Annotated in this window: 6 protein-coding genes; 5 read left to right on the plus strand and 1 reads right to left on the minus strand. The window is 45.6% G+C overall.

All coding sequences use genetic code 11. From position 1 onward, the window contains the following. Window positions 1-11 precede the first annotated feature (11 nt). The 3 genes from HMPREF0581_RS04635 (at window position 12) to HMPREF0581_RS04645 (ending at window position 2,986) form a co-directional block, all read left to right on the plus strand. Window positions 12-761, plus strand: a complete 750-nt coding sequence (locus HMPREF0581_RS04635) for a M48 family metallopeptidase (RefSeq protein ID WP_084645340.1) — start codon at window positions 12-14, stop codon at window positions 759-761. Between the two features lie 110 nt (window positions 762-871). Next, the gene (gene nrdG / locus HMPREF0581_RS04640; protein ID WP_036380726.1) at window positions 872-1,393 is read left to right on the plus strand and encodes an anaerobic ribonucleoside-triphosphate reductase activating protein; all 522 of its coding nucleotides are present in this window, start codon (window positions 872-874) and stop codon (window positions 1,391-1,393) included. A gap of 21 nt (window positions 1,394-1,414) precedes the next feature. Continuing rightward, on the plus strand, window positions 1,415-2,986 hold the full coding sequence (locus HMPREF0581_RS04645; RefSeq protein ID WP_036380728.1) for a phospholipase D-like domain-containing protein: 1,572 nt from the start codon (window positions 1,415-1,417) through the stop codon (window positions 2,984-2,986). A 141-nt stretch (window positions 2,987-3,127) separates the two neighbouring features. Here the strand turns inward: HMPREF0581_RS04645 and pepT are convergent, their stop codons facing one another. After that, window positions 3,128-4,339 carry a peptidase T gene (pepT, locus tag HMPREF0581_RS04650; RefSeq protein WP_036380730.1) on the minus strand — a complete coding sequence of 404 codons (1,212 nt, stop codon included), beginning with the start codon at window positions 4,337-4,339 and terminating at the stop codon, window positions 3,128-3,130. Window positions 4,340-4,664: 325 nt separating this feature from the next. On the opposite strand from pepT, the gene HMPREF0581_RS04655 reads away from it, so the two are divergent. Both HMPREF0581_RS04655 and HMPREF0581_RS04660 read left to right on the plus strand, forming a co-directional pair. Further along, entirely contained in the window at window positions 4,665-5,582 is a 918-nt protein-coding gene (locus HMPREF0581_RS04655) for a YitT family protein (protein ID WP_051426937.1), read from the plus strand. Between the two features lie 9 nt (window positions 5,583-5,591). Then, the gene (locus HMPREF0581_RS04660; RefSeq protein ID WP_036380732.1) at window positions 5,592-6,275 is read left to right on the plus strand and encodes a helix-turn-helix transcriptional regulator; all 684 of its coding nucleotides are present in this window, start codon (window positions 5,592-5,594) and stop codon (window positions 6,273-6,275) included. Window positions 6,276-6,556 lie beyond the last annotated feature (281 nt).

The raw sequence follows: 6,556 nt of genomic DNA on the forward strand, positions 1-6,556 counted from the left end.
GATAATAAATAATGGCAAGGAGACGATTCTTGAAAGGCAAGGTGCACGAGGAAACTCATGCTGTACGCGTGGCAGGTGTGGCTATGGTCTATACGCTTGAACGCAAAAGTGTGAGAAATATTAATCTGCGGATTAGACCTGATGCTTCGATATACGTCTCAGCGCCTCATAGAGTGCCCTTAGCTGAGATTGAGCGATTTATAATCAGCAAGGGTTCTTTTATTATGGATGCGCTAGAGCGGATTCAGAGCTCACATGCGGAGCGAAGCCTGTACGATGATGGAGAGGATGCCTATTATCTGGGGGAAAAGCTCACAGTCAGACTATCCATGGGTCCCGAAACGCACATCAAGAGGGAAGGCGATTACCTGTTCCTGCAAATACCTGACCCGGAGAACGTCAGTGCTCGAGTAGATGTGGTGAAGCGGTGGTATGCCGGGGAAGCCGAGCAGATATTTATGAATGTCGTACGAGAGGTATATGAAGAATTCAGATGTACATATCACGTACCGTTCCCGCATGTGACTATAAGGCAGATGAAATCAAGGTGGGGATCATGCAGACCTGCATTGGGCAAGATTACGCTCAACCTTCTGCTGGTAACGGCACCGTATGATGAGCTGAGGTATGTGGTAGTGCACGAATTTGCACATTTTATAGAGCCAAACCACTCGCAGGACTTTTGGAGAATAGTTGCCGGATTTGAGCCGGAATACAGATTGCGGAGGCAGCAGCTCAGGAGCCTGCCCACTAAATGGTAACTCGCGATAATACATAAAATTCCTTAATGTAACAAATAGAACTTAAATTAGTTTAACTAATGCGATATAATCGTATGAGCAGGAGTTCAGAGACTGGAAAGAGCTTGGATATGAATTACGGAGAAATCAAGGATTGCGATGTAGCCAATGGCGTAGGTGTTAGAATCAGCTTGTTTGTGTCGGGCTGTACCAACAGATGCCCCGGGTGTTTCCAACCGCAGACATGGGACTTCAACTATGGACAGGAGTTCACCAGGAAGACCGAGGACAAGATAATTGAGATGATGCGGCCCGGCTATATAAACGGACTTACGGTGCTCGGCGGAGAACCGTTTGAACCGGGGAATCAGCAGGTGCTGATGCCTTTTTTGCGGAGAGTTAAGGCGTCTTATCCGGACAAGACGATTTGGGCGTTCACGGGTTTTGTACTGGAAGATCTCATGAAGGAGGGAGCTCGCTGCCATACCGACGTAACAGAGGAGATGCTCGGCATGCTCGATGTGCTTATCGATGGCAGGTTTGAGCAGGAGCTCAAAAATATCCAGCTGAGGTTTAGAGGCTCTGAAAATCAAAGGCTTATAGATATGAACAAGACAAGAGAAGCAGGAAAGATTGTACTCTGGGATGAATAGAGTTAGCAGGGGGAGAGCTAGATGAGTGTTTCCGGGACATTCGCAACATATGAAAAGAAGGAACAGGTTAAAAACAGCATCGGGAGGCTGATGCTTGCGGTAATTGCGATTGCGGCTGAGGTTCTCCTCATTACAACGCTGATTTTTACATTGAATGAAAAATACACTATTTTAGCTGCACTTTCCCGTATCCTCGCGTTGGTTGTCGTTATCGGCATATCGACAAAATCTACGAGCGCGTCAGTTAAGCTGCCTTGGGTTGTGATGATTCTGCTCAACCCGATTATCGGCGTGACTGTATATTTGATGGTAGGTCTGGGCGGGTCGACGAGGAGGATGAGAGCCAGGTTTCTCAAGGTTGATAACGAGCTTTTTCCTTTACTTCATGATGACGAACAGATAATCGATGAAATCGCAGAGAGTGATCTTGGAATAGCCAACATATTCCGATACGTTTCTAACAATGCATTTTTCCCTGTCTATAATGATTCCAATATCGAATTTTACAGCGAGGCAAGGGTGGCGCTTGATGCGCAGAAGGAAGCCATGCGCAAGGCGGAACACTTCATATTCCTCGAGTATCACGCTATAGAGGACTCGGCTGCATTTGCGGGCGTTAAGGAAATTCTGGCTGAGCGGGCGTCGGATGGGGTTGAAGTTCGTGTTATCTACGATGATGTCGGGAGTATTGGATTCATAGACAGCAGTTTTATCAAGCGACTTGAGGCTCTGGGTATCAGATGCAGGGTGTTTAATCCTGTTGTTCCTATTGCCAATGTATTTCTCAACAACCGTGATCATCGCAAGATATGTATAGTGGATGGTAAGGTCGGATTTACAGGCGGATACAACCTGGCCAACGAGTACTTCAATTTGACCAGACCTTACGGTGATTGGAAGGACTCCGGTGTTAAGCTCGAAGGCAATGCCGTGCACAACTTGACGATGATGTTCCTCGAGATTTGGAATGCAACAAAGACTCAAGGACTCAAGGATGCGAGCTATAAGTGTTATATGCCGGATATCAAGCTCGACCGCAATGAGCCGGGATGCTGCATTCAGCCATACGGTGATACGCCGTTGGATCACGAGCATGTGGGGGAAAACGTATACCTCAGCATAATCAACAACGCTGACAGATATGTGTGGTTTACGACTCCGTATCTGATCATTTCAGATGAGATGAACAGAGCTCTTACACTGGCAGCTGCTCGCGGTGTCGACGTGCGAATTGTCACGCCGGGGATCCCTGACAAACGTGCGGCTTATGCTGTTACCAGATCTCATTATATGAGACTTGCCCGAGATGGTGTCAAGATATACGAATACGTGCCGGGATTCTGCCATGCCAAGCAGTGTGTAGCGGATGACGAAATTGCAACATGCGGGACAATTAATCTGGATTATCGTAGCCTGTACCATCACTTCGAAAATGGTGTGGTGATGTACAATTGCCGGGCGGTGCGGGATATAAAGCAGGATTTCGAAACTGTGTTCGGGAAGTGTCTTGACGTCACAGACAGGTATATGGAAGGCAAGATTTCCATCAATATATTTAGGCAGGTGTTGAGGCTGTTTTCAGTGCTGATGTAGTAAAAATACGTGCATGCAAAAAAGGTTAGGACCGGCCTAACCTTCTCGATTTGAATACTAAGCGCAAACGGTAAGTCAGTAAATTATCGGCATTCTGAAATTTACCATTATAATATAGGAAGTAAATCCGATAGATTGTGCTTACTTTGCAAACTCCTTTATCAATGCGGTTATCACCTCGACACCCTTTTCCATACCTTCAATGCTGATGTGTTCATAAGGACCGTGGAATGCATGTCCGCCTGTTCCAATGTTAGGACAAGGCAGTCCCATGAAGCTGAGATTAGCGCCATCGGTGCCGCCTCGTACAGGGATTACAATCGGCTCGATCCCGGCCTTGTGGCAAGCCTTCTTGGCGTTCTCGACGGCATCAGGGCAGCTTTCGAGCACTTCAGCCATATTTCTGTACTGCTCTTTAATTTCGACTTTTACAGTTCCTTCGCCGTATCTTTCATTGAGGAATTTAGCTGCCATCTTTATGGTGTCCTGTCTGTTGGAAAATTTAGATGCATCGTGATCTCTGATTATATAAGTGAGAGCTGCGTCGCTGACGGTTCCGCTCATAGCGGTAAGATGGTAGAAGCCCTCGTGATCCTCAGTTCTCTCCGGACGCTCGGCGGCGGGAAGGAGCGAGTCAAACTCCATGGCAACCAGCGCTGCGTTAATCATCACATCCTTGGCTGAACCGGGATGGACATTTTCTCCCTTGAAATACACCTTAGCCGTTGCAGCATTAAAAGTCTCATATTGAACTTCGCCTTCAGTAGAACCATCCAGTGTATATCCGTATTTTGCGTCAAATCTCGCAACATCGAAGTGCGCAGTTCCTCTTCCTATCTCCTCATCCGGTGTAAAGGCGATTGAAATTGGTCCGTGCTCAAATTCGTTGATGTGCTCTACTACGGTCATGATCTCAGCAATTCCGGCCTTGTCATCTGCCCCGAGTACCGTGGTGCCGTCTGTAGTGATGAGAGTACGCCCCTTAAGCTCTTTGAGATGTGGGAATACTTCCGGGTCAAGAACAAGACCGCTGTCTCCTAACGGGAGAGCTTCACCATCGTAATTCTCTACAATCTGTGGATTAGCATCGTGGTCGCAGTAATCACTTACTGTATCCATGTGTGCGCAAAATCCGATAGCAGTCGCATTTTCCTTGCCCGGAGTTGCCGGAATATGCCCGTATACATAGCAATATTCGTCGCATTCAGCGTCAGCGACTCCCAGAGCCTTTAGCTCGTTAACCAACTCGTGCGCAAGTTCAAACTGGCACCGGCTGGAAGGAGATGTATCGCTGTTCTCGTCGCTAGGAGTGCGGTACGAAACGTATTTTAGCAATCTTTCATGTGCTTTCATGGATGATCCTCCTTGTGAAACCGAATATAATTATCAAATATATGCTCCATACTACCATAAAAGACACGACGTTCCAATAATCAAGAGACTAAAATAGTACATACAGGCTAAGCATAAAGTTGACAATAAGTCAATTGTTTCAATCAAAAAATGAAAACAAAAAACACGTTGATTTATTGACAATTTCGGGGTTCTGATGGTATATTATTTTGTTGTGTGCGGTTTATTTTCGTACATTTTGCACACGAATTTACTTAGAGTGTAACTGTGTTTTGACTAGCATAGAAATGATGGACGGGTGCTTATGCGCTCGGGGAGGTGTATTATGAAAGCGACATCTAAGCTGGGTTTTGAAGTTATCCAGATGATCCTTGGTAATGCGCTTAGCGCTTTTGCAATTGCTTGTTTTGCGCTTCCATACGATATGGTTGTATCAGGACTTACAGGAGTCGGACGTATGACCAATCATTATTTTGGACTCAGCGTGTCGGGAACCGTTCTGGTTATAAACATTATCCTGTTTATCCTCGGATCATGGATACTTGGCAAAAAATTTGCAGCTTCGATTGTAATAGGAACTATTTCTTTCCCTATATTTCTGGGAATTTTCCAGAAGGCAACGATGCTTCATCATCTTGTAAATGATCCTCTGCTCGCATCTGTCTGTGCCGGGATAATCGACGGAGTTGGACTGGGTCTGATTCTCAGAGTTGGCGGTTCTACGGGGGGGATCGATGTACCTCCGATTATTTTGAATAAGAAGCTCGGAGTGAAAATTGCTCCCGTTATGTATGCTATCGACGTAGGCATATTTCTGATTCAGATTCCTGTAACCAAGACTAACGGAATCATACTCGGAATACTCTATGCACTTATATACAGCATTGTCATGAACAAAATCATCGTCATGGGGCAGGGTGGAGTACAGCTGATGATATTCAGCAAGGATATAGAGAAGATTAACGAGAAGTTGCTGCAGCTCGGCTACGGCACGACAGTTATGCATGCCACAGGCGGATACATGCAGGCACCACAGGATTTGGTGTTCTGTGTTGTCAGCAACAGAAATCTCAACAGGGTTAAGCAGGCCGCCCTGGCAATTGACAGTACGGCATTTATTACAATCAGCAACGTGAGTGAGGTGAACGGCAATGGTTTTACGACGTGGTTCAATGACGAGGAATACGAACCTAAGGTCACTGAACGACATGAAGGAATTGAGCTCACGCAGAAAGAGGAGTGAAGGTAAGCTATGACTCAGGAAGAACGTTTGGATATACTGGCACAGGTTGCCAGTGGAATTGCTAAGGTGTTAGGAGATGACACGGAGGTCGTGCTGCACGATTTAACGAAGCGAGAAATCGTATTCATGCATAACAGCAAGATTACAGGAAGGGAGAGGAATTATAGGATTAATCCCACTGTATATGATGTTATCAGCAATTTGGCTGATGGAGAAGGACACCTTATCGGATATGCCAGCAAGTCGGCACAGGGCAAGAAGCTTCGTGCCTCGCACTTTATGTTCATGGATGAGGATAACAACCCGGCAGCTATGATTTGCATCAATCAGGATCCATCCAGGATTCAGGAGATAATAAGCTACCTCAGTGAGTCAATTAAGATTCGCGATGTAGATGAGACAGCAGTGAATGATACATCTTATTCATTCAACGATGAGGACTATATCCAGAATATAATGAAGGATGCGATAATCAAATCGGTCAAACAGCTTGATCCGGGCTATATCAACACTAAGGAAGGCAAGCTGATGCTCCTGCGCAAGTTCAAGTTTCAAGGGGTCTTCTCAGTGAAGGAAGCTGTTCCTTTTATCTGCGAAACCCTATCTATATCACAGGCGACATTGTACAATTACCTGCGAGAGATCAGAGACGAAGAAGGCAGAGAGCCTTACAATGAGCTCAAGCTCAGATAAAGACTAATCTGAGCAGGGAATCAGAGCAGCTCTGCTAACATATGTTATAGTAATAAGGTGTTGTTGAAAAAATATTATTTGCTTGCAGATACTCGGTTAACCGCTCAGCATCGCAGCAATAAACTTATTGATGAAATGGGCGAGTGACCTTGTCTGCTCGCTCTTTTTGAGTACCTAAATATAACAAGCAGGCTTATAGGACAAAAAACGTGTTACAAAACCGCTATAGCCATTGAAATTTCAATGGCTATAGCGGTTTTGTCTTTTTTGAAAGAAGATAG

This window comes from Mogibacterium timidum ATCC 33093, assembly GCF_000525775.1.
Lineage (GTDB): Bacteria > Bacillota > Clostridia > Peptostreptococcales > Anaerovoracaceae > Mogibacterium > Mogibacterium timidum.

What these genes read in the sequence shown, in the direction of transcription:
- HMPREF0581_RS04635 (WP_084645340.1), top strand. Translation starts at nt 12, where the DNA reads ATGGCAAGGAGACGATTCTTGAAAGGCAAGGTGCACGAGGAAACTCAT.
- nrdG (WP_036380726.1), top strand. Translation starts at nt 872, where the DNA reads ATGAATTACGGAGAAATCAAGGATTGCGATGTAGCCAATGGCGTAGGT.
- HMPREF0581_RS04645 (WP_036380728.1), top strand. Translation starts at nt 1,415, where the DNA reads ATGAGTGTTTCCGGGACATTCGCAACATATGAAAAGAAGGAACAGGTT.
- pepT (WP_036380730.1), bottom strand. Translation starts at nt 4,339, where the DNA reads ATGAAAGCACATGAAAGATTGCTAAAATACGTTTCGTACCGCACTCCT.
- HMPREF0581_RS04655 (WP_051426937.1), top strand. Translation starts at nt 4,665, where the DNA reads ATGAAAGCGACATCTAAGCTGGGTTTTGAAGTTATCCAGATGATCCTT.
- HMPREF0581_RS04660 (WP_036380732.1), top strand. Translation starts at nt 5,592, where the DNA reads ATGACTCAGGAAGAACGTTTGGATATACTGGCACAGGTTGCCAGTGGA.